Origin of the sequence: Coleofasciculus sp. G2-EDA-02, assembly GCF_040226375.1 — a bacterium.
Classification (GTDB): Bacteria; Cyanobacteriota; Cyanobacteriia; order Cyanobacteriales; family Coleofasciculaceae; genus Coleofasciculus.
In genome coordinates this window covers 39,578-63,899 of the sequence record NZ_JAVKEW010000234.1, presented here as the reverse complement: position 1 = coordinate 63,899, position 24,322 = coordinate 39,578, and the positions used below count along the sequence as shown (strand labels likewise).

The window sequence follows — 24,322 nt, the reverse complement described above, 5'->3', positions numbered from 1 at the left end:
GGTCATTAAGAAGGGGACGCCGTAACCGTAAAACCCGTTACCGCCAGCCTCGTTTCTTAAACAGAACCCGTAAAACCGGATGGCTACCACCATCGCTGGAGAGTCGGATTGCCAACATTGAAACTTGGGTACGACGGATTAGAAAACTCTGTCCGATTTCAGCCATCTCTCAAGAACTGGTAAGGTTTGACCTTCAGCAAATGCAAAATCCTGAAATTAGCGGGGTTGAGTACCAAAGGGGTGAGTTATTCGGTTTTGAAGTTAAAGAGTATTTACTTCAAAAATGGGACAGAAAATGTGCTTACTGTGGCGCTGAAAACGTTCCGTTCGAGATTGAACACATTCTGGCAAAAAGTAAGGGTGGTTCAAACCGAGTCAGTAATCTTTGTCTTAGTTGTCATTCTTGCAACCAAGCTAAAGGGAACAGACCCGTTGAAGAATTCCTGAAAAAGAAGCCTGAAATCCTCAAGCGAGTCCTAGCTCAAGCCAAAGCACCTCTTAAAGATGCTGCGGCTGTTAACGCTACCCGATGGGAATTGTACAGACGACTTCAGCTAACAGGTTTACCTGTAGAAGTAGGCTCTGGAGGTCGCACCAAGTTTAACCGTAAAACTAGAGGGATTGAAAAAGCTCACGCTTTCGATGCAGCCTGTGTTGGAGCGTCAACACCTGAAAGGTTATTAATTCGAGGCATTAAACCTCTCAAAGTTGCCGCGAAAGGACACGGAACTAGGCAGCGTTGTCGCCCTAACAAGTACGGATTCCCTAAAGCTCACGCTCAATCAGCCAAGTATTTCCAGGGTTTTCAAACTGGCGACATTGTTAAAGCTGATGTCTCAACAGGTAAGTTCGCGGGTCAATATGTTGGTCGAATTGCTATTCGATTTAGACCTAGTTTCGTCTTGCAGTTGCCAGCACAAAAGTTTGATGTACATCCCAAATACTTGAGAACTATTCATAAGGCAGACGGCTATGAATACCAATCCTGAAAACAATGATTCGCTATCGATCAATTTCAATGTTGGCGGCAATTCCCCTCCCGCTAACCTTCGGTATAACGGGAGTCCCCTTCCCGCATTAAAGATGGGGGTTGCTGAATAAAGGAAGCCCGGTTGTCGGGGCGGGTTTTACAGATAACTTATGGCAAAAACGTTGTCGGGGCGGGTTTAGTTAGTAAAACCCGCCCCTACCTTAAACCCGCCTTTCTAGGGCAGCGGCAGGAAGTTAGGGTGAGAACATGAAAGGTATTCGTCATCAGGTCATAATAGCTTGTGTAGCAATCACAATCATCTTGGGTTTATTTTTTCGCTTCGCCAACCTAGGGAAAAAGGTCTATTGGACGGATGAAGTTTATACGTCGGTTCGTGTATCCGGACATGGGATTCAAGAGTATAGTCAGGATAACTTCAATGGCGGTATAATTCAAGTTAAAGAATTACAGGATCATCTACAACCTAGCCCCCAAAATGGCTTAAGCGATACGATGAATGCTTTAATCAATAAGTCTGAGCATCCACCGTTATATTATTTAATGGCTCATTTCTGGGTGCGGTGGTTTGGCAATACTCCCACTGTCACTCGCTGTTTATCCGCCTTAATTAGTCTATTGGTATTTCCGGCAATATACTGGCTGTGTCGGGAGTTATTTGAATTTCCGATAACGGGATGGGTTGCTGTTGCCCTGATTGCTGTTTCTCCGATTCATGTCCTCTACGCCCAAGAAGCACGGCAATACAGTTTATGGACGGTAACGATTTTACTATCCTGTGCCGCTTTATTCCGAGCAATGGGAATTAAAACGCCAGGAAATTGGGTGATTTATGCCGTAACGGTATCACTCGCCCTCTATTCCCATTTACTCTCATTTTTGGTGTTAATCGCTCAAGCCCTCTACGTCGCCGCCATGAATAGCTGGCGGTTAACTCAACAAGTCAAGGCATATCTTTTAGCGTTAACTGGAGGAATGGTGGCATTCTTACCCTGGTTCGTCTTAATTCGCGAAATTCGAGCCACAGGTTGGACATCTAAAGATATCCCGCTATGGGTTCTTTTCAAACGCTGGATATTTAATCTCGCCGCCGTATTTTTTGATCCGCAAATTAGCTACGACAAGCAACTATTCGATATTCGCTATGGTGTAGATAACGGACTATTTGGGTTGAACTATCCATTAACCTATCTCGTCATCCCGATTTTACTCTTAGTAGCTTACGCCATCTATTTTCTGATTCGCACCACACCGAAACGGGTTTGGTTATTTGTCCTAATTTTCATCAGTGTCACCGCACTCCCTTTAGCCTTACCTGATTTACTAGGGCGGGGACAACGTTCGACGATTGCGCGTTACCTCATCCCTACTTTTGTAGGGATTCAATTAGCGGTGGCTTACTTACTCAGCGTCAAAATAACTCCCGGTTTTGCCAAAGCTGGACAACAAAAGCTATGGCAAGTAGGAACCATTATCCTAATCTCCCTAGGCGTTTTATCCAGTGCTGTGAGTTCTCAGTCAGAAACCTGGTGGAACAAATACACCAATTATTATGACCCACAAGTGGCTCGGATTATCAATCAATCTGCCTCCCCTTTAGTCATCAGTAGCAGTGTCGTAAGAACCACCTCTCTTAGTTATTGGCTTAATCCAGAAACCCAGTTAATGGTACTCGAAGCCCCCCCACTTCCCGACAATCTCAATCAATTTAGTGATGTATTCTTATTTCAACCCACCAATGACTTACGGGTTCAACTCGAACAGCAATCCCCCTATAAAATAAAACCAATCTATAACTTAGGATGGCTTTGGCAAATCCTCTCCCCCTAACTATGCTTCATCAAAGAACAAAACCCCCTTCCCTCTGCGAACCTCTGCGCTTTCCCTCTGCGAACCTCTGCGTTAAAAAAATGCGCCATAGCACATCTCTACATTACTCCCCCTATGCCAAACACTCACCAACAAAAAACCCTACTCTCCTTAATCACCCACAAATCCCAATCGGCGACAATTTTCTGGTTATCCCTAAGCCTAACATTTGCCACCAGTTATAGCCTTTTAGCCCTAAAACAAGCCTTCAATTCCCCTTATATTGTCCAGGATGACGCCAGACAGCATATCTTTTGGATGCAGCGATATTTAGACCCCCAATTATTCCCCAATGATACCATTGCCGATTATTTCCAATCCGTCGTTCCCATCGGCTACAAAACCCTCTACCAACTCATAGCAAACCTGGGAATCGCACCCCTAACCCTAAGTAAACTCCTCCCCCTAATCCTCACCCTAATCACCACAGTTTACGCCTTTGCGCTCACCCTACAACTCCTACCCATCCCCATCGCCGGATTTATAACTTCCCTGCTAGTCAATCAAACCCTGTGGATGCGGGATGATTTAGTCTCAGCCACACCCAGAGCATTTGTCTACCCATTACTCCTGGGATTCTGGTATTATCTAATCAGGCGATCGCTAATTCCCAGTTTAGGTGCGATCGCGCTGCAAGGATGGTTCTATCCCCAAACTGTCCTCATCTCCAGTGGAGTCTTAATCCTCCAGTTGGGAAAATGGCAAGGGGGAACATTAAAGCTGTCGCGAGAAAAGAAGGATTATTATTTCTGCGCGGCTGGTTTAGTCGTGGCGTTTTTGGTAATGTTACCCTACGCCATCACCACATCGGAGTTTGAGCCAATTATTACCGCCACTCAAGCAAAGGAAATGCGCGAATTCTGGGCGGGGGGGCGAGCCAGGTTTTTTACAGATAATTTCTGGGATTTCTGGTTGAATGGCGATCGCAGTGGTATTCTACCTCGACGCCAATCCCTCCCCATCTTACTATATGGTGCATTCTTATTACCGTTTTTGGGGAAAATTCCCAAACGCTTCCCCCTCACCACACAGGTAAACTCCGGAATCATCCTCCTCCCCCAAATTATCATAGTCTCCCTGACTCTATTTTTTACCGCCCATCTGCTACTCTTCCAACTTCATTTACCCAGTCGCTACACCGAACATACATTGCGACTCCTACTCCCCATAGCCACAGGAATCGCCTTAACCATTCTCTGTCAGGGATTATTCCAGAAAACAAAAATACTCGCCATCAGCTTCGCCACAATCCTCGCCGGGATACTCATATTCTATCCTCTTCTCGTCACCGACTTCCCCAAAACCGCCTACGAAATTGGAACCGCACCTGAACTTTACCAATTTTTTACCCATCAACCCCAAGATAGCCGCATCGCCTCCCTATCCCCAGAAGCCGATAACCTCCCCACCTTTTCTCACCGTTCCATTTTAGTCAGTTGGGAATATGCCATCCCCTATCATTTAGGCTATTACATCCCTTTGCGCCAACGCGCCATTGACTTAATTCGCGCTCAATACAGCCCCGACTTAAACGAGATCAAAGCATTCATCCAAAACCATAATATAGACTTTTGGCTCATCGACCAATCCGCCTTTACCCCCGACTACATCACCCACAACAAATGGATACAACAATTTCAACCTGTCGCCACAGAAGCCAGCCTAAGAATAGAACAAGGAACCCCCTTAGCCCTCCCCCCCTTAATCCCCCAATGTACCATCTTTCAAACCCAAAGATTTATTGTATTAGACGCCAAATGTCTAGTCCAATAGTTCGTAGTTGCACTTTAAACGCTGACATTGTGAACTAAGTAAGTTGTAGGTTAGGTTGACGCTTCTATTATAATGACCCAAAGGGAAATCACGGGAAGGAGGATAATCAGTTGAAGATTTATGTACCATCAAAGACGTTTATCAATGGAGCCTTTTGCGGCTTAGTTCTTTTTAGTCTATTGATTAATGTTTGGGGAATTAACTGGGGGTTGCCCAGTTTCAACGGCTGGGCGGCGGACGAACTCACGCCAATACGAGTGTTGGAAGCCGTTGAACAAGGATTTGCCAATGGATGGCATTATAAGTATCCACCATTTCATTTTTATGTACTTACCCTTGTCTATTCCCCTGTCTTGCTCTTGCATAAACTGGGTGTCGTAAATGTCTATAGTTTACCCACCTATACCCTTTTATTTTATATCGGTAGAGTCCTGAGTCTGATTATGGCAGCCGGGATTTTAGGGATTATATATCGGATTGGGCAAGAAATCTATGATAAAAAATCGGCATTCTTCGCGGCAGTAATCGCTAGCTTAAATTTGCCCTTTATTTATTATGCCAAAACAATTAACCTAGATATTCCCTATTTGTTTTGGTTTATGCTATCCCTATTCTTTTATATCCGACTATTAAAAGAGCAAAAAACTAGGGATTATGTATTATTTGCAGCGACAGCCGCGATCGCGGTTGCGACTAAAGACCAAGCTTATGCCTTCTATTTCTTGACTCCTGGCTTTATTCTATGGCAGCACTATCGGTATTTGCAGCAACGTGATCCATCCATTACCCTAAAAACAGCCCTCAAAGACCGAAAAATTGTGCTTTCCTTAGGAGTAGGAATTGCCCTATTCCTGGGTATCCATAATATTATATTTAACTTAAATGGCTTCTTTGCTCATGTCAATGATATTACATCAGGGGGAGCCACGATCAGTCCTCGGTTTGAGCGCAGCCTGAGCGGACACCTGACTATGTTTTGGCAAAGCTTGAGGCATATCAGAGTGTCTTTTGGCTGGCTCTTATACGGAGTCTGTATGCTGGGTTTGCTCAAGACTTTTTGGCAACGAAAACATTATTATCTCTTCTGTTTACTGATTCCGATTGTCTCGTATTATTTATTTTTTGTGAGTATTGTCATGTACAATGCTCTACGTTATCTGTTTCCCGTTTGTCTGATTTTGGCGTTTTTTGGCGGTAAAGTCATCGGGGATTTCCTTACCCCATCTGCCCAGCTATTTCGAGTTAAAGTATTATCTGTTATCGCCGTATTTATTTATACCTTTTTTTATGCCACATCTGTTAATGTATTGCTCACCCATGATTCCCGATACCAGGTTGAACAATGGATGGCAAAAACCTTGACATCCAGTAATTTTATTTTAGGAGCCGGTGACGCTAAATATTTACCTCGATTAGAAAAGTTTAGTTCCGAAAGTTTTAAGCGCCCGACTCTGGAAACTCTCAAGCAGAAAAATCCAGATTATATTATTGGCACGAGTGCCTACGATAGTCGTCGCTTTGAACCCGGTACACCTGAGTATGAATTTTTCTCTAAACTAGAGACAGAAAAACTCGGCTACGATTTAGTTTTTCAGTATAAAGCTAAACCGCAGTGGGATTTACTCAATCATGAAGAATTAGGTTATCGACATATCAATCGTATGTACGTTTACTCCAACTTTGACAAAATCAATCCTGAAATCAAGATTTATCGAAAAAGTCGTCAGTAAGTCAGCCCGATTTAATTTTTTTTTAGAAAGGGATTTAATTAACGACAAATCGATACTCTAGGCGACAGGATGCAATTGAGGGGCTGTGGTAACTTTTTCGCGTTGGCTACTGCCAACAGTATAAGATCTGACAACAGAAAGCTCTAAAAGCTTGGATGCATTGAACCGTGAGTAGGGTTCAACCGATTCAGGCATGGCTTGGTAACAATGGGGACAGAACCAGTATACTTGGTGAGAGCGAATGTGCCTAAGTAAGGTATGTGAACAACAAATACAGCTATGATTTAACATCTTTTTCCTTCCTATTTCCAGTAGAGCTAAATTCCAGTAAGATACTGTTCCCGGTTGGGGTTGACGAGTAGGTCTGGTGTGATATAATTAACAACTATTCAGCTTTATCTCTAGAGTAAAACTGAAATCTGAGGAAATTCTGAGGAAATTCTGAGGAATGATATCTGTATTAAAACTTTACATTTTCCCCTAAAAGCTAACCGGGCAAAACTATAAAGAAAACATTAAATCTAAGGCATTCAATTTATTGCTGTGATATGGAATCAGGCGGATAAAGGGTCACCGTATCAAACTAGGTTACCAAAATAGGGATTTGAGCGCGATCGCATTGTAGATAGTAATAAGCCCAAACCCGTGATATACCGCATAAATGGCGGAACATCGGGTTGGGGCGAAAGTCACGCGAAAGCAATAATATAGTATGGTTATCCATTACTCTGCTAGCAACCCCAGTCAAACCCAACCCACAAACCCGACTTCATGCCCGTTTCAGGAACAAAAGGGGGATTCTCATGCTTGTGCATTTCTGGCAATCTTCAATGACTCCCTCGATGCCATGGTTATTGCTGATAGTCGGGGAAAAGTCCTCAGGGCAAATCGGGCAGCTTGTGAGTTATTTAAATTATCTCACGATCAACTGCTGCATCGCCATCTCAAGGAGACTACCCCAATTAGTATTCATCACTGGCGCCCCTTTCTCGCCCAAGGGCGAATCACCCATAACTTTTGTCTGTGGCGTTCCGATGGGACTCAACGAGATGTAGAATTAGAAGGCATCGCCAATATGTTGCCAGATCATCATCTATTAATTTTTCGAGATGTAACCGAACGTCAGCAAGCGGAAAAGGCATTGCGGCAATCGCAGTATGTCATTGAACAAATTAGTCAATCCATTTCCGCCATTGTTTATATCTACGACGTCATTGAACAGCGTAATATCTATAGTAATCGAACCATCACCGATATTTTGGGGTATTCTCCTGAAGCAGTCCAAGCCATGGGAGAAACACTATTCCATCAACTGATGCACCCGGACGATTTAGCCAAGGTATCAGCACGAATGGAACGCTTTGCGACAGCTTCAGATCGAGAAATTATTGAAACCGAATACCGAATGCGTCGTGCAAATGGGAAATGGTGCTGGCTTTATAGCCGAGATACAGTATTTACCCAAACCCCCGATGGCAAACCCCAACAAATTTTAGGCATCGCCACCGATATCACCACGATAAAATTAGCCGAAGCCAAAATATTAAGATTAAATGCTGAATTGGAACAACGGGTGAAAGAACGAACCGAAGCCTTAGAGCAAGCCAATGAAGAACTCAAACGGGAAATTCGCGATCGCCAACAGATTGAAAAAACCCTCCGAGAGAGTGAAGAACGATTCCGTTCTATTTTTGAGAATGTATCGGTGGGAATTGTCCTGCTGGATCTCGACGGGTATATTCTGACAGCGAATGAAGCCAATTGTCGTTTTTTAGGCTACTCCCCGGATGAAATCCTAGGGATTCATTCTTCTCGGTTGACGCACCCCGAAGATTTGTGCCGGGATACCGATTTATTTAATTCACTGGTGCGCGGAAAACGCAAAAACTACACTATTGATAAACGCTATCTTCGCCAAGATGGTGCCTGTGTTTGGGGTCGATTAACAGTATCTGTGATTAAAAACGACGATGGTTCCCCGCGATATATCGCCGTCGTTTGTGAAGATATTAATGATCGCAAACAAATGGAAGAGGTATTGCGGGAAAGTCAGCAGAAATATCAAACCCTATTTAAAATCTTTCCCATCGGTATTTCCATTACTGATGAAGCCGGTAATGTGGTTGAAGCCAATTGTGCCAGTGAGGAAATTTTAGGACTATCCCGTCAAGAACACACCAGTCGTACTTATGATGCTCCCAGTTGGCAAATTATTCGACTAGATGGCACTCCCATGCCAGCATCCGAATTTGCCAGTGTTCGCGCTTTAACCGAAAACCGAGTCGTGGGAAACGTGGAAATGGGAATCGTCAAAGCCAAGGATAAAATTACTTGGATTAATGTCACAGCCGCGCCGATTCCACTGAAGGATTACGGCGTCGCCATAGCCTACATTGACATTAGCGATCGCAAGCGCATGGAAAAGGCATTACGGGAAAGCCAACAAAAATATAAAACCCTATTCCAAATCTTACCCATTGGCATTGCGATCACCGATAAACAGGGAAATCTTATTGAAGCGAATGCGGCGAGTGAGAAAATTTTGGCACTATCCGTTTCTGACCAAATCAAGGCTAAATATGTTTCGCCAAACTTGAAAGTTATCCGACCCGATGGTACCGTAATGCCACGAGCAGAATTTGCCAATGTTAGAGCGTTAACCGAAAACAAAGTTATCAAAAACCATGAATCAGGAATCGTTAAGCCAGATGGAAAAATCACCTGGATCAGTTCCACAGCTTCACCCATTCCGTTACGCGATTCTGGTGTCGTTATTGCCTATTTAGATATTACAGAACGCAAGCAAGCCGAAGAAGCCCTCCAGAAAGCGACAGAATTAGCCGTTCGAGAAGCAGCACGCAGCGAAATTGCTAACCGGGCAAAAAGCGAATTTTTGACTAATATGAGTCATGAACTCCGCACGCCTCTGAATGGGATTTTAGGATATGCTCAACTTCTCAGGCAAGACACAACCTTAAGTAACCAACAGCACCATAATTTGACCATAATTCACCAATGTGGTGAACACCTGCTCACTTTAATTAATGACATTCTCGACTTAGCTAAAATTGAAGCCCAAAAGATGGAACTCTATCCCACAGAGTTTCACTTACCGAACTTTCTCAATAGTCTTGCTGATTTATTTCAGTTACGTGCCCAACAAAAAAATATTATCTTTACTTATCAAGTTCTTTCGTCACTCCCTAACGGGATTATGGCAGATAACAAACGACTGCGACAGGTTCTGTGTAATTTACTCAGTAATGCGATTAAGTTTACGGAGCGGGGTGAGGTAACATTTACGGTGAGTGTTGTTAACCGTTTTGATGTAAAATCTGCTTCTACAAATCAGATTTACCCTTCGCCAAGCGAAGCGTTAACACTCACTCAGGGCGGGTTTAGTCACATCCGGGCGAGTCACAAAACGATAGAGGTGAAACCCGCCCCGACAAACCATGATCTTGATCCAATCGAAGGGTCAACCATCAAGAATCAACCATCAATAATCAACCATCAACCATCAGCAAAAATTCGTTTTCAAATCAAAGATACGGGTGTGGGTATTGAGCCAAGTCAATTAGCCCAAATCTTTTTACCCTTCCATCAAGTCAGCGCTCATAGCCATGCGACTGAAGGAACAGGATTAGGATTGGCTATTAGCCAGAAATTAATTCAACTGATGGGGAGTGAAATTAAAGTGAAGAGTATTCCCGGTCAAGGAAGTGTATTCTGGTTTGATATTAATTTACCCTTAGTCTCAGGATCGCAGGAACCCAATCCATCTAGCAAACGCCGGATTACAGGCTTCAAAGGGGACAAACGCAAATTAATGATTGTGGATGATAATAAAGTCAATCGTGCCCTCTTGCGGGCGATGCTAAAGCCCGTAGGGTTTGAAATCTTAGAGGCGGTTGATGGTCCAGATTGTTTGCACAAGGTTGTCGAGTTTTATCCTGATCTGATTTTAATTGACTTAGTGATGCCAGGGATGGATGGATTGGAAACCACACGGCGAATGCTAAAGTTACCTCAACTTCAGGATAGGGATATCGTCGCGATCGCGCTTTCTGCGAGTGTCTATCCCCAGATTCAGCAGGAGAGTCTCGCCGCCGGCTGTCGGGGTTTCCTCCCCAAGCCTGTGGAAACCCAGCAACTTCTCGATGCGATCGCGTTACATTTAGGGATCGAATGGATTTATGCTCAAGGGCAATCCCCCTCCCTCACTGAGTCAGCTAACTTCACCCAGATGCCGATTATTTGCCTACCCCCTTCAGAAATAACGGCGTTAGCTGATTTGGTTAAAATGGGAGATATCCAAGGCATTATCGAACGCGCTGAATCTCTTGCCCAACAAAATTCACAATTTGAACCATTGACAACCCAACTTTGTCAGTTAGCGCGGGAGTTTAAATTAAAACAACTTCGCCAACTGATTCAAGATTATCTCGTTGATTGTTGATTGTTTATTGGCAAAGTGATTGTACTCCTTCTCCTCCAATCCAGTTAGATTGTTCAACCCATCCCGGATTACTCCTAGATTCATCCGTTCCATTCTGATGACTTATCCATTGCCATATTTATTAATCTATTGGTTCCCTGATTCATAATCATCATTTATTATGACCGTTCCAGTTCCGGATCAAAGTAAACTACTTATTGTCGATGATAACCCAACCAATTTAGGGTTCCTCTTCGAGTATTTAACCAAATCTGGCTTCAAAGTATTAGTGGCGTTGGATGGGGAAAGTGCGATTGAACAAGTGAAATATGCCCAGCCCGATCTGATTTTGTTGGACGTCATGATGCCAGGAGTCGATGGATTTACAACCTGCAAACGCCTCAAAGCTGATCCATCAACCCAAGATATTCCCCTAATTTTTATGACCGCTCTTTCCGATACAGTCGATAAAGTCCAAGGCTTTAAAATTGGTGCGGTTGATTATATTACGAAACCCTTACAACCGGAAGAAGTGTTGTGTCGAGTCCAAACCCACCTCACGTTGAGAAATCTGCAAAAGCAACTGATGGCACAAAATAAAGCATTATTCCAGTTAAAAGAGAAAGAACAACAAAGGGCATTAGAACTTGAACAGACATTAAAAAAACTACAACACACCCAACTCCAACTCATTCAGTCCGAAAAGATGTCAAGCTTGGGTCGGATGGTTGCTGGGATTGCTCATGAAATCAATAATCCTTTAAATTTTATCTACAGCAATATTTCGATTACCAAAGATTATATTAAAGACCTCTTCCACTTAATTCATTCCTATCAACGCAACTACAGTAAGCCGAATGCCGAAATCATCGCAGAAACTGAAGCCATTGACCTGGATTTTTTGGAGTCAGACTTACCCAAAATCCTCAATTCAATGCAGGTGGGAGCTGAACGCATTTGTCAGATTATTCTTTTATTGCGAAGCTTTTCCCATTTGGATGAATCTGATTTCAAGTTAACGGATATTAATCAAGGAATCAATAATACACTATTTTTATTGCAGCACAATTTTAAGCCTCAGTCAGAACGACCCGCCATTCGAGTGATTAAGGACTATAGCAATTTGCCTAAAGTTTGGTGTTATGGCGGTCAGCTCAACCAAGTATTTACGAATATTCTCACTAATGCCATTGAAGCCATTGATCAGGAAAAAAAGAGATGGAAAGTAGTTAATGATGGTTTGGCAATCAATCCTCCAAAACCAGTGATTCGGATTTGTACGCAAGTGAAAAACAACACCAGTGTGCTGATTAGAATCGCTGATAATGGTTCGGGGATGGATGATGAGGTAAAACGCCGACTCTTTGATCCCTTTTTTACAACAAAGCCTGTGGGTTCTGGAACAGGTTTAGGTTTAGCCATTAGCTATCAGATTATTGTGGAAAGGCATAAGGGTCAATTACAGGTGAATAGTAAACTGGGGAAAGGAACAGAGTTTTTTATAGAGATTCCCCTAAGTTTAACAAATGACAAATGACAAATGACCACAAATTAGGCTGTCTTGAAAAACCGGATAATTTCCCGAACGTGATCCAGGAATTGACTGTCTGTGGTTAATTGAGCGATCGCTTGTTGGGCTTCCCGCGCTAAACGCTTGTGTTCAGCCTCATTCTGGGCTTCGAGTTGATCTAAAGAAGCACCCAGACGGGCGACATCTTTGCGCGTTTGTTCCCAGTTACGATTCTGCTTCGCCACCCAAGAATGCTCATTTTCTGGATCGAGTTGGGGTTGTATCTGGTCAATATTCTGTTCTAAAATCATCACGCGATCGCGCAATTGATAAACATCCTCACGGGGATACTTAAATTCTTGGCGAATCATCGCTAAACGGGTGGCTAAATATTCGTAGAGTCGGATCGTTGGACGTAAGACGGTTAACAACAATGCCGCACCAGAACTAATATAACCCACCGCACTAATTCCCGTAGCCGCTAGGGTGTAAAGTCCGAGAGTAGATAGAATATGTAAAGCAATGGCAACAGTGAGCGATCGCGTTGCCACAACTTTGGCATAATTAACTTGTTTGGCGTCAATCTGAATCCCTTTTTCCGCCGATTGCTCCCCATCTACCAAAACAGACTTGGCTTCAAAGTAGACATTCCAGGGAACTGTCACAACCACCAAAAGCCACCAAAAGCTAGCCACTCCAATCACCCAATCCAGAAAATGACCCGCACTGATATGCAACCATTGCAGTATGCCAAATAGGAGTAGGGTGATGATTCCCAAGGCGGCACTCCATCCGATAAAGTTAAAGAACATACCTATAACCTGCAAATGTGAAACCTTTTCCCCGATCATGCTTAGGGATTCCAGGAACAGGGGTTGAGCTTGTGATAGTTTCTGTTGTTTCACAACCGTTGAACTGTGAGGTTCATTGTTAAGAGATATTAAGGATACGCAAAATTTTGGGGAATCTGGGAAACTTTTACATAGCAGAGTCATCACAGACGTTGTGCATTAAAAACTGGTTGAAGGACTACACACCTAAAAGGATTGAAGCGGAACAGATGAGAAAGCGTGCATTTTTCACACAAGTAGCCACCCTAGCCACGATCGCCCTATCTAGCCTAATCGCCAATAAATCAGTCGCGGCGACATTTGAGCAAATTCCGGTTGAACAAAATAAATTTATTGCTATTGCAGCACCCTTTGGCGAGAGTTCCCATCAACTGCTGATTATTGAACAAAAAACTAATGCGCGGGATTGTTGGAGTGAAAGTGGGAGTAATCCGGTTATCGTCGATCCACTATTATTGAACTTTGACTTTACTGGAATTTGCGGACGTAGCACGGATAGTAATGGGTATTCGATCCGCGTGGCGGGTCAAGATTTGGGATTAGATTATCTACTAAGAATCGTCAGACGCGATGGCGAATTGGTACTGGTGGGGACGAATAGCCGCGATCGCAATGCACCAGATATTGTGGTGGGTAGAACCCAAGGGTTAGCCAATGGGTTTGTCAAAATACTCTTAGAACCCGGTTGGGAATTTGCCCGCCGTTCCTATCAAGGTAAACCTTTGGGTCATATTTATCTGGCAAATAGTCAACCCTTAAGTAGTATTGGTACAGGTTCCGGTTCCGGTACAGGTTCTAACCCAGGTTCCGGTTCCGGTACAGGTTCTAATCCAGGTTCCGGTTCCGGTACAGGCGGCGGTACAATGGTGACATTTCCAGATATTGCCAATGATATTTATGCCAATGAAATTCAGCAAGCCGTGGCAATGGGATTTATCGCTGGATTTAGAGAGGATAACACGTTCAGACCGCAAGCGGTTTTAACCCGTGAACAATTGGTTTCGATTATTTTTGAAGCCCTGAATCAACTCCCCAACGCCAATCTACAACTTCCGACTCAAGTCTTATCTCGCCCTTATCCCGATGTTGATCCATCCCGGTGGAGTGCAGCAAAGATTCAATGGGCGCGGGATAATAATATCATCAGTGGCTATGCCGATGGGCGATTTCGACCCACACAACCCGTGACTCGTGCTGAACTGATGGCAATGGAACGGCGGGCGGCGGAGTTTGCTTTAAGCCTTCAAGGTCAGCAACCGACGCTTACGGGGAATCAGTCTGCTTTACAGTTTAGCGATACTCAAGGTCATTGGGCAGATGCGCTAATTACCCAAATGTCTGCCTATTGCCGAGTTGCGTCTCCTTTGAATGAAAGGGGGAATGCTTTTTCTCCAAATAGCCAAGCCCAACGGAATTATGCGGCGGCGGCTACGGTGCGAATGCTCAATTGTGTTAAATAATTTGTCTTATGTCTTATGTCTTATGTCATTGTTGCCTATGTCTAATAAAACCCTGGGTTTAGATACCCAACTCTACAAATATTTGTTATCGGTTTCATTGCGAGAACCCGATATCCTGCAAAAATTACGGCAAGAAACTGCCACCCATCCAGATAGCACAATGCAAATAGCCCCGGAACAAGGGCAGTTTATGGCATTGTTGGTTCAGCTTATGGGTGCCAAGAAAGCCTTAGAAATTGGCGTATTTACGGGCTATAGTGCTTTAGCCGTAGCATTAGCGCTACCAGAGGATGGCAAAATTGTCGCCTGTGATGTGAGTGAAGGCTATACCGCTATTGCCCGCCGATATTGGGACGCAGCCGGAGTATCGGATAAAATAGATTTGCGATTAGCGCCTGCTTTAGAGACATTAGACGACTTATTGGCAGCAGGGCAAGCTGGAAGTTTTGATTTTGCTTTTATTGATGCCGATAAAGTAAATTATCTGGCATATTATGAGCGATCGCGGCAATTAATTCGTCCGGGTGGTTTAATTGCCATTGATAATGTCTTGTGGGGGGGGCGAGTGGCTGATTCTCAGGTTCAAGATAAAAATACAGCCGCGATTCGGGCATTTAACCAAGCCATCAGTCAAGATGAAGGGGTTATCTTGAGTTTAGTCCCTATTGCTGATGGACTGACTTTGGCATTGAAGCGGCGTTAGATCCGCCAACACTGTTAGGACAGATTATTTATGTAGAGACGTCGCATATTTATGTAGAGACGTTGCATGCAACGTCTCTACTCAAGACAAATGACGACCTATAATTATGCCGACTGATCTAGGAACGATAACTGATTGTGGATATTAGATATTCCCGGCAGACAATTTTTATTAAATATATTATGACTCATGCTGAATACGATAAGGAAAGGTGGAAAAATGATCCCTACTTCTAGTGAAAAAAACTATGCTGACTTACTAATTCAGTATCAGCCTAAGCTCATTAAAACCGAGGCGGAGTATCAGAGAGCCTTGAGTATAGTAGAGGGGATGATGTCGGGTGAGTTGACAGAAGCGGAAACGATGCTTTTTGATTTGTTGGTTTTTCTCATTGAAACTTACGAGGCTCAACATTATCCGATGGGTAAGTCTACTCTTGTCGCTACAATGGAGTCCCTAATGCACGAGTTTGACGTGCAACCTGCTACTTTGGTGGAGATTTTTGGTTCTCTTGAGCTTGTCAGGGAGATTGTTAATGGTGAAAGGGAAATTAGCAAATCTCAAGCTGAGTCTCTAGCTAAGTTGTTTAATGATTTGAGTCCTGGACTTTCCCTGACGGCTAAAGACTTTGGCAAATAAGTCAATGATACCAGGAACGGAATCCAACTTACAAGATAGGCGATCGCATTCCTCAGTCAGGGCGGGCGCGAGTTACATCTGGGTAAAGGAAGAAACGATAGTAGTGAAAAGAGCCCCTAAAAAAATGCCCTCTTTCTGACGTGAAGGGTTATAGCGCTTTGCCAACGTGTGAGGTACACCTAAATGTAGGGGCAATGTAGGGGCGCAAAGCTTGCGCCCTTAATGATGTATCGCATCAAACCGGAAATTGCTATAAGACTCAAAACTTTATTACCATGGACTTCCCACTAAGGTAAAAGCACTCCAATAATACGGATGAGTTAATTCCTTATCTGGCAAATTAGCTAATTCTGGCGGTAAGGCAATGCGACGATTTGGTGTGATCAAGTAACCCCCTTCCAATCGCACTTGTCCCCGAATCATGGCTAATTGTGCCTGTCGCAATGCCTCTGATTTCAGAGACGCTTGCTGTAATTGTTCATAGAAGTTAGTCATTAACCCTAAGGTACCTTCATCACTGACATACCATAAACTTCCCAGGGCGGATTTAACCCCAGCTTGTACCGCTAACCCTGTAAATCCTAACTCCGCCTCTTCATCCCCTAAAGCCGTCCGACAGGCACTTAATACCATCAGTTCAACGGTGGGATCATGTAATCCCAACTGGCGGATATCACTCAGTTTAAGTTTACTATCCCAAAACTGAATATAGGAAGAATTTGGCTTACCGGGTTTAAATTCGCCATGGGTAGCTAAATGGATGATACCAAAGGGATGGGATGCCCGCACTGTTTTCAAATTGGCGGCGGTAAAGGTTTCATTGAGGAACGATTTCCCCTGCCATAATTGAGTCGCGATCGCGGATAATTCAGTAGGTACAGCCGGTAATGGGTTTTGATCTGTAAATTGGGACGCACCCATGGCTAAAACCTGCAAATTTCTCACATCTCGATAGCGGGTATCGGTGAGAGAAAGGCTAGGCATGAAACCAATACTATATTGTTCAATTATAAATTTTTCCCCATCATGCAAAACCGCCAAGGGTAGGGAACGCAATCCCTGATCCATAATGAAGGCTAGATTATTAATTTCTTGCGTCTTTAATTCTGTTTCTAAGGGGGCAATTAACCACTGATAAAGCTGTTGGGCATAACTTTCATAGGGATGAGGGATGTGAGTATCGGTAACGGCGCGACGTAATTTGTTGGCGGTATCCATTACTTTTTCGCGGGTTGCACCGGGTATAGGGCGGCGTATGAGTTGCCCATTCGCAGTGACGAGGATAATTTCTAATTGATCACTATTTCGTGAGGGAGATTCATCAGTTGAGGATTGACTATCTTGACTGGTAATTGTGGTGGGTACAAAAATAGCGTAGATAAGCGCAGGTTTCGCCCCTGTAGCTTGTTCGATACGATGTAAAGTTGCCCGGGCATCTGCCAGAGTTAGAATGGAAGTATCATTGAGTCCTAAATAGGTTTCATAGTCACGGGTTAATGATTCTTCCCATTTGGCAACCTGGGTGTCAATTTCGATTTCCGGCGGTTCGTTTTTGTCGGGAGGTAACGTGGGTTCAGTCAGAGGTTTGAGTAAATTAACCGGATTGATAGCAGGATTGGTTTGTGAAGTGGGAGTCTCCGGAATCAAAATTGGTGGAGTTACTGGAATGGGAGACTCCAAAATCAAAATTGGTGGAGTTACCGGAATGGGAGACTCTATATCCGAAGTCGGCGGCATCGCTGGAATGGATGGAGAATCAACGCTGATAATCTGAATATTACCTACCTTCTGAGTAAACAGAAAGGATTGAGTTGGGGAAATCGTGAAATCGCCACTGGTAATTGTTCCCCTGGTTCCATTGGTTATCTCATCACTCACGATAAAGGGAATGACACCATTTCCACCATGTCTGAGCGTGATAGAATCTCCACCCAATCCCCCAGCCGTAGAGATGCTAGCGTTAATCCCATTCCGGTCAATAAATGTTCCCGTGGCGCGGAAAAATTGACCAGCCGTACTATCAACTTGACCCCCTTGACCATTATTTCCCCCTTGGGCGTTGATAAATGTAACTTGAATATCGCCAATGGGGTCTAAAGTAACATTACCACCATCGCTGATAGTACCACTGCTATTAATTTTTCCCGTTGTAATTGCCGTCGCCGCGTTAATTAAAATATCACCACCACTGAATCCAGAACTGTTGAGATCATTCGTGATAATTTCTCCATCACGACTGGTTAAAGTGATGGTTGCACCTTGACCATTTCCACCGGAACTGGTATCAATATCTCCTGTGGTAATATCCCTAACAGAAGTTAGAGTAATCGCTCCCCCATTGCTGGTTTGATCATGACTATCAAGGATTCCAGCACGGGTATCAATCGAACCATTACTTGTTAGGGTAATCCCACGACCTGGATTGATAATAGTACCCGTGGTGATGCTTTGATTAGCTTGTAGGGTAATCGTGGCATCCTGAGTGCCAGTCAGGGTAAAACCTGTGGTATCAATTGCCCCTGCACCAACTAGCGATCGCAAAATTACGGGGACTTTAAACATGATATCATCTGTCAATGTAATTGTACCCTGATGATCTTCCCCACCAATCACAAGTTGCTCAAATCCCTCTTGGAATAGATTCAGTTTATCGATATCCAGATTCCAGGTATTACTATTACTATTGGTTGTATCTCCAATTGTTATATTTACAGTCGGGTCAAGGGGGGATAACACCACCGTTCCTGTCCCTTGAATTTGTGGCGTTTGCGGGATATTTGGAGCACCAACGACCCGAATCTGAGCCGCAATCAAGGTTGTTGTACTCTCTCCCGTTCCCCTGGCTTGAATAAAACCATCTTGCACATTAATCCCGGCTGCATTATTAGCACCGATTCCCTCTAAGGTTATACGTCCTCCACCAGTTTTCTCTATACCACCGCCTCTTAAATCAATGCCATAGTTACTGTCTCCTGTTCCATTCCCCACACCAGTTAGAATAATCGCACCATCTCTAGCGATAATCCGAGACGGGTTACTCACGTTAGGATCTATTTCCTGAACCCGAATCCCATGATTTTCTGTTATTCCTGTACCAGCTATTCCCTCAATCGTAATATTTCCTGTTCCCGTCACTTCAATCCGAGAATTCCGAAACAGTTCAACACCATGTTGATACTGATTCGCCCCAGTTCCTCCCTTACCAACAAACTGAATATCCCCATCTCGGGTACTAACTAAACCCTCTTGGTCAAGTTTTATTCCTTGGCTACCATGTAACGTTCCTTCTCCTCCATTTCCTCCAATCCCCTCAACCCTAATCATTCCCGTTCCTGTTGATTGAACACTTCCCCCCTGATTCCCAATCGTCACCCCATAATGTAAGCCATTGTCTCCAGAACCCCCAGTACCGATGAGATGAATAGTGCCATCTTGGGAAGATACTGTAGCGTTTTCAATCGAGATTCCCCGATTACCTCGATTATTACCTTCGCTAAAATTGCCGCCACTTCCCCCTGTACCGTTGAGGGTAATTGTGCCTTGTCCGATGGCTTCTAAGCGGCTACCCTGACTAATTTGAATACCGGGAATACCTAAGATAGTATTCTCTTCAGTTCCGCCAATTCCCAACATCGAAATATTACCTGTACCTGACTCAACTTTTCCTGACGCGATCGCAACCCCAACCTGAGTTGGTATAATCCCCCCAGAATCCGTCTGTATCTCTCCCGATGCAGTTACCTCTACCCCAGTTTCCACCCTATTGCCTGAACCCGTTAACAACGCGGCTAAATCCAGAGGATTTTTGGGTAACGCTAACCCCCCATTATTCCTTGGTAACTCCACCTCGAAACTTAAAACTTGTCCCGGTTGGGAGATTTTCACCAAACTAGAATTTGGCACAGCCATGATTGTAATCGTTCCCCCGGATGCTGTCAGCTCTCCCGTATTCACGACTTGTCCACCCAGTAGCGCTAAATCCCGTCCGGGTTCAACCGCCAATTCACCCGCATTAATAATTATTCCCCCTTGGGATAAGTCAAAGGCAAATTGATTGGGATTTCCTACCAAGTCTGGATAATTATTATTATCACCAAAGGCATTAAACCAGTGATTGCCAAACCCAATTCCTGTCGCCGTCGTTACCGTAAAATCAGCCGGAACATTGAGTTGAGCATCAGCCCCAAAAACAATTCCCGCCGGATTCATTAAATATAAGTTTGCCGTTCCCCCGGTTACCTGAATCAACCCGTTAATAATGGAGGGATTTCCCCCCATAACTCGTCCCAGAATATTTCTCAGATTCGGACTTGCCAGAAAGTTAGCAATTTGACCCGAATCAATGCCAAACTCTTGGAAACTGTGGAATAAATTCCTCCCATCACTCGACAAACTGCCACCTTCAATATCCCACTGGTTGTCATTTGGAGTGACCGTTGTTCCTGTACCATCATTGGCTTGAGTAATCGATTGAGCTAAAACTGGATCAACCGTTACCAGTCTTACCGTTCCAGCAAAAAGAGTCAACAGGTAGATTAAGCACCACTGAGCCGCTTTCATCAGGTTAATTCCCTGGCACAAACAGACTGAATTTTATCCCATTTTTATTCATTATTTTTCCTCTAGCAACAAAACTCTAAAAAACGCTAAAACAATTTATAATGTAACAGTTTACAATGATTTGTTTAATCTTTTAGTCCCTGCTGCCTGTTCCCTAATCACTCAAAACCGCTAAATGCAAAATCCCATCGCCCTGATTCACCAATGGATTCTGCGTGTGACCAATAACTAAGCCATCAAAGGGCGCATAGGCTTTAGTGCTATTCTCACCAAAGGCATCAGAAACAATACATAAAACTTGCTTTTTGTCAACTCGCTGACCTAATCGAACATTAAGACGCAAAATCCCACTACGGGGCGCTCGTACCCACTTACTTTCCTTAACTTCTAATGATGGGTGCAAAGAATGAGGAAGCGCCAACTCAATCATATTTAACCCCACCATCATCCGTAGGATACCGTCTACACCGATTGCGATCGCATCCGGGTCAAATCGCAACGCCTCACCCCCCTCATACACAAGGATCGGGATACCTCGCTGCGTCGCCGCTTGGCGCAAAGAGCCATCACGCATTGTTGAATGCATCAGCAGGGGTGCAGCAAAAGCTTTAGCACAGTAATAAGTATCAGGGTCATCCAAATTCGCCCGAATTTGCGGTAAATTCGTGCGATGTTGAGCCGCCGTGTGCAAGTCAATCCCATGGGTACAGCGACTCACCACTTCAGTCATAAACAAATCCGCCAAACGAGAGGCTAAAGAACCACGGGGGGAACCAGGAAAAGAACGATTTAAATCTCTGCGATCGGGCAAATAACGCGATTGTTCAATAAAGCCAAAAACATTAACAATTGGCACCGCAATCAGGATACCCTGAAGCTGAGACGGATTAATCCGTTCTAAGACTTGACGAATAATTTCCACCCCATTAATTTCATCGCCATGAATCGCCGCACTAATCCACAGTCGTGGTCCAGCCTCAACGCCATTAATCACAGTAACCGGTAACGAGAGCAGCGTTTGCGTCGGTAGGCGGGCGACCGGAATTTCTGTGCATTTCCGTTCTCCGGGTGCAACACTAATCCCACCAATTGTTATAGTTTCATGATTCACAGTTCAATGTTCCAGACGTGCCATGGCGCGTCTTTTTGATTGTGTAGGGGCGGGTTTTACCGATAACGTTTAGGAGAAAACCCATAACTTAACTAAACCCGCCCTGACTAAGGTTTGAGTTCTAGAATTCACTATTGCCTGTTCCCTGTTCCCTGTTCCCTGTTCCCTAAGATTAATACTGAATGCGATCGCGCGTTTTTCCTGATGCTGCATTTTTTTGCAAAAATTCAATAATTTTCCCCGCCACATCCACACCCGTAGCGTTTTCAATTCCTTCTAAACCAGGAGATGAGTTAACTTCCATCACCACAGGACCATGATTAGAGCGCAACAAATCCACACCCGCAACTCTTAATCCCATCGCTTTCGCCGCCCGTACCGCCGTACTGCGTTCCTCTGGAGTTAACTTAATTTTTTCAGCATTACCACCTCGATGCAGATTAGAACGAAATTCCCCGGGTGCGCCTTGTCGCTTCATCGACGCCACGACTTTGTTATCAATCACAAAGCAGCGAATATCCATACCCCCAGCTTCTTTAATAAACTCCTGCACCAAAATATTGGCATCTAAACCGCGAAACGCTTCAATCACCGACTTCGCCGCTTGATGAGTTTCTGCCAAAACCACACCAATCCCTTGAGTCCCTTCCAGCAATTTAATCACCAGAGGCGCACCGCCAACGATGTCAATTAACCCATCAATATCTTGAGTGGAGTGAGCAAACCCAGTCACCGGAAGTCCCACACCTTCACGGGAGAGAATCTGAAGACAGCGCAACTTATCGCGGGAACGAGAAATGGCTTGGGATTCATTCGCCGTAAACACACCCATCACTTCAAATTGGCGCACCACAGCCGTCCCATAGAACGTCTTAGACGCACCGATGCGAGGAATAATCGCATCCAACTGTTCCAAAACTTGCCCTTGATACACAACTTTTGGCTTATGAGACGTAATATTCATATAACAGCGCAGGTAATTAATCACCCGCATGTCATGACCCCGCGCTTCCCCCGCTTCCTTGAGGCGTCGCGTGGAATATAGCGAAGCATCTTGGGACAAGATAGCTATTTTCATACCAGAACTATAGAGTCGTTTGCTTAACTTTGCGCTTCCCGGTTGAACTTTGGACAAAAGACCGACCCGCATCGACTAAAAAACGTTTGCGGATAGCTTGACGCCCCAGCAGCATCCGGAATCCCATGACATCTCGGTTAGTCAGAGTGAGTTCAATCAACCAGCGCTCCCCGTTTAGTTCTACCATAGTTTGGATGACGGGTCGTAACTGGGCGTGACCCCCAGAATTGCGAACCTGTCGCTGGTCAATCAGTTCAGCTTCAGCACAGACAGTGCGATGATTATCCCGTTGGTAGGGATGGACTTTGAACCGAACCCGGGTTTTGCCATCCCATGAGAAGGTTTCTACATCAAAAGCGTGTAAGGCGGAGGAACGCGCTCCGGTATCAATTTTAGCTTTGATCTGGGAAATTCCTAAATTAGGCAAGGCAACTCGTTCTCGCCAGCCGATAATAGATAAGGACTTGGACATCAATTTTGTTTACACTTGCTGGAATAGGGAAAACACTTACGTTTTATTGGCGCTGCTGGCGTTATCTGTAGGGGCACGGCAATACCTGTAGGGGCATGGCAGGCAATACCTGTAAGGGCACGGCAGGCAATACCTGTAAGGGCACGGCAATGCCGTGCCCCTACTATTGTGTTATACAACGCCGCCTATCGCCAAAAGAAGCTAAAATTCCCTTGACGAGTCTCAAGGATAAAGCAAAACCATGTCAAATGCATCTCCCATCCCCGTTGTTGTCAACGGTGCGGCGGGTAAAATGGGTCGTGAAGTGATTAAGGCAATCAGTCAAGCCGAAGATATGACCTTAATTGGTGCTGTCGATAGCAACCCGCACTATATGGGTCAAGATGTTGGGGAAGTCGCGGGTTGTGGTGCATTGGAAATTCCCATTCTGAATGACCTGCAAGCAACCCTAGTCATGGCGACTCAGGAAAAAGTGCAGGGGGTGATGGTGGATTTTACCCACCCTGACAGCGTTTATGAGAATGTCCGCACCGCGATTGCTTATGGGGTTCGTCCGGTTGTCGGCACAACTGGACTCACGAGTGATCAAATCCAAGACTTGGGTGAGTTTGCCGAAAAAGCCACCACAGGTGCCTTAATTATTCCCAATTTTTCCATTGGTATGGTCTTATTGCAACAAGCCGCCATCCAAGCCTCCCACTACTTTGACCACGTTGAAATTATCGAACTCCACCACAATCAAAAAGCTGACGCCCCAAGCGGTACAGCGATTCAAACTGCTCAACAATTAGCCGGATTGGGCAAAACCTATAATCCAGCTACGGTAGAAGAAACGGAAAAACTAGCCGGGGCTAGGGGGAGTGTCGCCAATGACAACATTCGCATTCACAGTGTCCGCTTACCCGGTTTAATCGCTCACCAAGAAGTTATCTTTGGTGCTACTGGTCAAATCTACACCCTGCGTCATGATACCAGCGATCGCTCTTGTTATATGCCAGGAGTCTTGCTTGCCATTCGCAAGGTAACTCAGCTCAAATCTCTCATCTACGGATTAGATAAAATATTGTAATGTTATTCGTCATTCACCCTTTGTCATACTTGCTCTCGAAAAGAAGCAAGCTACGTCTTTTGTTTTTTCCA

General features: G+C 44.5%; 15 protein-coding genes and 1 pseudogene. 11 read left to right on the top strand and 5 right to left on the bottom strand.

What is annotated here, in order from left to right; all coding sequences use genetic code 11:
• The 6 genes from iscB to RLO19_RS27170 form a co-directional block, all read left to right on the top strand.
• Positions 1-989, top strand: a 989-nt coding sequence (gene iscB, locus RLO19_RS27195) for an RNA-guided endonuclease IscB (RefSeq protein ID WP_446360494.1), incomplete at its 5' end; no start/stop codon positions are given.
• A 248-nt stretch (positions 990-1,237) separates the two neighbouring features.
• A complete protein-coding gene (locus RLO19_RS27190) occupies positions 1,238-2,818 on the top strand; it encodes a glycosyltransferase family 39 protein (protein ID WP_446360493.1) in 1,581 nt (526 codons plus the stop codon).
• A 114-nt stretch (positions 2,819-2,932) separates the two neighbouring features.
• Positions 2,933-4,630 carry a hypothetical protein gene (locus RLO19_RS27185; protein ID WP_446360492.1) on the top strand — a complete coding sequence of 566 codons (1,698 nt, stop codon included), beginning with the start codon at positions 2,933-2,935 and terminating at the stop codon, positions 4,628-4,630.
• Between the two features lie 110 nt (positions 4,631-4,740).
• On the top strand, positions 4,741-6,360 hold the full coding sequence (locus tag RLO19_RS27180) for an ArnT family glycosyltransferase (RefSeq protein ID WP_446360491.1): 1,620 nt from the start codon (positions 4,741-4,743) through the stop codon (positions 6,358-6,360).
• Between the two features lie 712 nt (positions 6,361-7,072).
• Positions 7,073-10,819: a PAS domain S-box protein gene (locus RLO19_RS27175; RefSeq protein WP_446360490.1), complete on the top strand. Its 3,747-nt coding sequence runs from the start codon at positions 7,073-7,075 to the stop codon at positions 10,817-10,819.
• A gap of 160 nt (positions 10,820-10,979) precedes the next feature.
• The gene (locus tag RLO19_RS27170; RefSeq protein WP_446360489.1) at positions 10,980-12,335 is read left to right on the top strand and encodes a hybrid sensor histidine kinase/response regulator; all 1,356 of its coding nucleotides are present in this window, start codon (positions 10,980-10,982) and stop codon (positions 12,333-12,335) included.
• Positions 12,336-12,349: 14 nt separating this feature from the next.
• On the opposite strand, the gene RLO19_RS27165 is transcribed toward RLO19_RS27170, so the two are convergent.
• A complete protein-coding gene (locus RLO19_RS27165; protein WP_446360499.1) occupies positions 12,350-13,120 on the bottom strand; it encodes a hypothetical protein in 771 nt (256 codons plus the stop codon).
• 248 nt (positions 13,121-13,368) lie between these two features.
• On the opposite strand from RLO19_RS27165, the gene RLO19_RS27160 reads away from it, so the two are divergent.
• From RLO19_RS27160 to RLO19_RS27145, 4 genes and pseudogenes are all read left to right on the top strand, one after another.
• On the top strand, positions 13,369-14,619 hold the full coding sequence (locus RLO19_RS27160) for a DUF3747 domain-containing protein (protein WP_446360488.1): 1,251 nt from the start codon (positions 13,369-13,371) through the stop codon (positions 14,617-14,619).
• Positions 14,620-14,656: 37 nt separating this feature from the next.
• Entirely contained in the window at positions 14,657-15,322 is a 666-nt protein-coding gene (locus tag RLO19_RS27155; RefSeq protein ID WP_446360487.1) for a class I SAM-dependent methyltransferase, read from the top strand.
• Between the two features lie 131 nt (positions 15,323-15,453).
• A pseudogene (locus RLO19_RS27150) lies at positions 15,454-15,558 on the top strand (type II toxin-antitoxin system HigB family toxin); the annotation flags it as partial.
• Positions 15,512-15,961 (top strand): helix-turn-helix domain-containing protein, encoded by a 450-nt coding sequence (locus RLO19_RS27145; protein WP_446360486.1) that lies wholly within the window; start codon positions 15,512-15,514, stop codon positions 15,959-15,961. The pseudogene RLO19_RS27150 and the gene RLO19_RS27145, both read left to right, overlap by 47 nt.
• 270 nt (positions 15,962-16,231) lie before the next feature.
• Here RLO19_RS27145 and RLO19_RS27140 read toward each other — a convergent pair whose 3' ends face one another.
• From RLO19_RS27140 to RLO19_RS27125, 4 genes are all read right to left on the bottom strand, one after another.
• On the bottom strand, positions 16,232-20,521 hold the full coding sequence (locus RLO19_RS27140; RefSeq protein WP_446360485.1) for a CHAT domain-containing protein: 4,290 nt from the start codon (positions 20,519-20,521) through the stop codon (positions 16,232-16,234).
• 154 nt (positions 20,522-20,675) lie between these two features.
• Positions 20,676-21,632, bottom strand: a complete 957-nt coding sequence (locus RLO19_RS27135) for a succinylglutamate desuccinylase/aspartoacylase family protein (protein WP_446360484.1) — start codon at positions 21,630-21,632, stop codon at positions 20,676-20,678.
• Positions 21,633-21,804: 172 nt separating this feature from the next.
• Positions 21,805-22,710 (bottom strand): 30S ribosomal protein S6--L-glutamate ligase, encoded by a 906-nt coding sequence (gene rimK, locus RLO19_RS27130; protein ID WP_446340034.1) that lies wholly within the window; start codon positions 22,708-22,710, stop codon positions 21,805-21,807.
• A gap of 7 nt (positions 22,711-22,717) precedes the next feature.
• Positions 22,718-23,182, bottom strand: a complete 465-nt coding sequence (locus RLO19_RS27125; RefSeq protein WP_446360483.1) for an ATP-dependent zinc protease family protein — start codon at positions 23,180-23,182, stop codon at positions 22,718-22,720.
• 241 nt (positions 23,183-23,423) lie between these two features.
• Here RLO19_RS27125 and dapB point away from each other — a divergent pair, with 241 nt between their 5' ends.
• Complete coding sequence (dapB, locus tag RLO19_RS27120) at positions 23,424-24,251, top strand: 4-hydroxy-tetrahydrodipicolinate reductase (RefSeq protein WP_446340029.1); 828 nt, start codon at positions 23,424-23,426, stop codon at positions 24,249-24,251.
• Positions 24,252-24,322 lie beyond the last annotated feature (71 nt).

Bases quoted from the DNA above. Each gene is read 5' to 3' on its own strand.
- RLO19_RS27170 (WP_446360489.1), top strand. From the start codon at position 10,980: ATGACCGTTCCAGTTCCGGATCAAAGTAAACTACTTATTGTCGATGAT.
- RLO19_RS27140 (WP_446360485.1), bottom strand. From the start codon at position 20,521: ATGAAAGCGGCTCAGTGGTGCTTAATCTACCTGTTGACTCTTTTTGCT.
- RLO19_RS27175 (WP_446360490.1), top strand. From the start codon at position 7,073: ATGGTTATCCATTACTCTGCTAGCAACCCCAGTCAAACCCAACCCACA.
- RLO19_RS27125 (WP_446360483.1), bottom strand. From the start codon at position 23,182: ATGTCCAAGTCCTTATCTATTATCGGCTGGCGAGAACGAGTTGCCTTG.
- RLO19_RS27185 (WP_446360492.1), top strand. From the start codon at position 2,933: ATGCCAAACACTCACCAACAAAAAACCCTACTCTCCTTAATCACCCAC.
- RLO19_RS27155 (WP_446360487.1), top strand. From the start codon at position 14,657: ATGTCTAATAAAACCCTGGGTTTAGATACCCAACTCTACAAATATTTG.
- RLO19_RS27190 (WP_446360493.1), top strand. From the start codon at position 1,238: ATGAAAGGTATTCGTCATCAGGTCATAATAGCTTGTGTAGCAATCACA.
- dapB (WP_446340029.1), top strand. From the start codon at position 23,424: ATGTCAAATGCATCTCCCATCCCCGTTGTTGTCAACGGTGCGGCGGGT.
- RLO19_RS27165 (WP_446360499.1), bottom strand. From the start codon at position 13,120: ATGTTCTTTAACTTTATCGGATGGAGTGCCGCCTTGGGAATCATCACC.
- RLO19_RS27160 (WP_446360488.1), top strand. From the start codon at position 13,369: ATGAGAAAGCGTGCATTTTTCACACAAGTAGCCACCCTAGCCACGATC.
- RLO19_RS27145 (WP_446360486.1), top strand. From the start codon at position 15,512: ATGCTGAATACGATAAGGAAAGGTGGAAAAATGATCCCTACTTCTAGT.
- rimK (WP_446340034.1), bottom strand. From the start codon at position 22,710: ATGAAAATAGCTATCTTGTCCCAAGATGCTTCGCTATATTCCACGCGA.